General features: G+C 58.6%; 1 protein-coding gene. It reads left to right on the top strand.

Features of this window, described 5'->3' with window-relative positions:
* Nucleotides 1-249, top strand: a 249-nt coding sequence (locus tag Q4563_RS21535) for a cell division protein FtsX (protein WP_442903854.1), incomplete at both ends; no start/stop codon positions are given.

Below are 249 nucleotides of genomic sequence, written 5' to 3' on the forward strand. Positions count from 1 at the left end.
GGTGGATGAAATCCGGGTGATCAAGCTGGTGGGGGGCACAGACGCCTATGTGCGTCGGCCTTTTTTGTATACCGGCTTGTGGTACGGCATGGTGGGCGGACTGCTGGCCTGGCTGATGTTGATTGGTTGCTGGCTGTTGCTGAAACAACCGGTGGCAGAACTGTCCGCCCTGTATGGCTCTGCCTTTGAGCTGCAACCCTTGTCCGCCAATGCCGCTCTGGTCTTGTTGTCTGGCGCGATGTTGCTGGG

It is taken from the genome of Gilvimarinus sp. 1_MG-2023, assembly GCF_030548285.1.